The sequence below is a fragment of the Mesorhizobium sp. M7A.F.Ca.AU.001.01.1.1 genome, from assembly GCF_004022735.1.
Lineage (GTDB): Bacteria > Pseudomonadota > Alphaproteobacteria > Rhizobiales > Rhizobiaceae > Mesorhizobium > Mesorhizobium ciceri.
In genome coordinates, this window is the sequence record NZ_RZPF01000865.1 from 1 (window position 1) to 2,404 (window position 2,404).

Here is a 2,404-nt window from a genome sequence, read left to right on the forward strand (position 1 = left end):
TCCTGGGCGTACGCCCACGGCAGATAGGCAAGACCGATATTCTTGCCGATGGTCGGGCCATAGGCCATCGAGGTGGTGAAGGACCGCCGGCCGAGTTCGTCGACCAGCGTCTCGCCGGTCTTCGGATCCATCACCGGCATGGTGCCGACGGGATAGCGGGCAACGCCTTTGGAATCGACATTCTCGGTCATCACCAGCGTGCACAGCATGGCCGGCTGGTGCTCGCGGGCGCGGTATTCGACGTGCTTCGCCTTGCCGCAGAAATCGTTCTCCTTGACCTTTGGACGAGCGAGATCCGCTTCGAGCAGATTGTACTCGGTCAGAAGGTCGGCGTTCTGCAGGCGCAGGCTCTTTTCCATGCGGCGCGTGTTGGCATAGGTCTCCACGCCGAAAGGCATCACGCCGGTCGAGCGCAGCGCGTCCCACACAGCGAGACCGTCCTCGTAGCGCATATGCAGTTCCCAGCCCTGCTCGCCGACATAGGAGATGCGGAAAGCGGTGACGTCCTTGCCGCCGATCCGGACCGGCTTGATCGCCGCGAATGGGAAGTTCTCAACAGAGAGCCCGTCCGGGTTTTCGACCACCTTCTGCAAGGTCGCCCGGGCGTTCGGTCCCCAGATGCCGATGGTGACGAACTTCTCGGTCACGTCGGTGATGGTGACGTCGAAACCTTTGTCCTGTGCCGTGCGGCGCATGTACTGGAAATCGCGCGGGCCAGCATCCGCGCCGTCGATCAAACGACAGCGGTCGGCCATGCGAATAACGGTAAAGTCGGCCCGCACCATGCCTTCCTCGTCGAGGAAGTGGGTGTAGATGCCCTTGCCGATGTTGTTGTCGCCGCCAATCTTGGCTGCGCACAACCATTCCAGCAGCGCGACATGGTCTGGACCTTCGATGTCGTACATGGCGAAATGCGACAGGTTGACGATGCCGCAATCCTCGCTCATGGCGAGATGTTCGGCATTGGAGACGCGCCAGAAATGGCGGTTGTCCCATTCGTTCTCACGCACCGGCACCCGGTTGCCGTATTTCTCCAGGAGATGCTCGTTGGCGGCATAGCCGTGGGCGCGCTCCCAGCCGCCGAGTTCCATGAAATAGCCGCCGAGTTCCTTCTCGCGTTCCCAGAACGGCGAGCGCCGGATATTGCGGGCCTTGGAGAACGGCTCGCGCGGATGCACCGCCGGATTGTAGACCTTCATCGCCGTCTCGGTGCAGCGGTCCCAGATGAACTGCTCCTTGGTCTGGTGCGGATAGAACCGTGCATAGTCGATGGCATGGTGATCGATTGCGGTGCGGCCGTCGGTCATCCAGTCGGCGATCAGCTTGCCCATGCCGGGACCATCCTTGACCCAGATGGCAACGGCATACCACAGACCCCGCACCTTCTGGCTTTCGCCCATCGACGGGCCGCCGTCCGCGGTTACCTGGAGAAGTCCATTGAACGAATGGCTCTCATTATAGCCGAGTTCGCCGAGGATCGGCGTCAGTTCCATGGCGCGTTCGAGCGGCGCCAGGATCTGTTCCATGTCGAGATCGCGTTGCGACGGCGAAAGCCGCGCCTGGTCCTTCTCCAGCAGGTCGCGCGGGTGGCAAAGGCGCGGATTGGTCTCTTCGTAATAACCCCATTCGATCTGCCCGCCCTCGGCGGTCTTGGGATCACCGGTGTCGCGCATATAGGCCGAGTTGCCCTGGTCGCGCAGCAGCGGCCAGCCGATCTCCTTGCCGGTGCCGGCGAACTCGTTGTAGGGGCCGAAGAAGGTCAGCGGATGGTCGATCGGCATGACCGGCAGGTCTTCGCCGACCATTTCCGCTATCAGCCGGCCCCAAATCCCGGCGCAGACGACGACATAGTCGGCCTCGATGGTGCCGCGGTCCGTTACCACGCCTGATATGCGGCCGTCCTTGACGACCAGCGACCGGGCCGATGTGTTGGCGAAGGATTTGAGCTTGCCCGACGCTTCCGCCTGGTCGACCAGCTTGCCGGCGACCGTCTGCGAACGCGGGATGACCAGACCGGCATCGGGATCCCAAAGACCACCTTGAACAATCGCTTCTTCGATGAGCGGAAATTTTTCCTTGATCTCGGCCGGCTCGATCAGGCGCGCGCGCGTGCCAAACGCCTTGGCCGAGGCGATCTTGCGCTTGATTTCTTCCATTCGGCTGTCGTCGCCGACACGCGCGACCTCGAGGCCGCCGATACGCGCGTAATGACCCATCTTCTCGTAGAAATCGATGGAGTAGAGCGTCGTCCAGCACGACAGGAAATCGTGGCTGGTGGTGTAGCAGAAGTCGGAGGCGTGCGCCGTCGAGCCGATATCGGTCGGGATACCTGATTTGTCGATGCCGACAATGTCATCCCAGCCGCGTTCGATCAGGTGATGGGCGATCGATGCGCCGACAATAC

1 protein-coding gene is annotated in these 2,404 nt (G+C 62.1%); it reads right to left on the reverse strand.

Features of this window, described 5'->3' with window-relative positions; genetic code table 11:
- Positions 1-2,402: FAD-dependent oxidoreductase (locus EN884_RS33095; RefSeq protein ID WP_245492032.1), on the reverse strand; the 2,402-nt coding region annotated here is incomplete at its 3' end.
- Positions 2,403-2,404 lie beyond the last annotated feature (2 nt).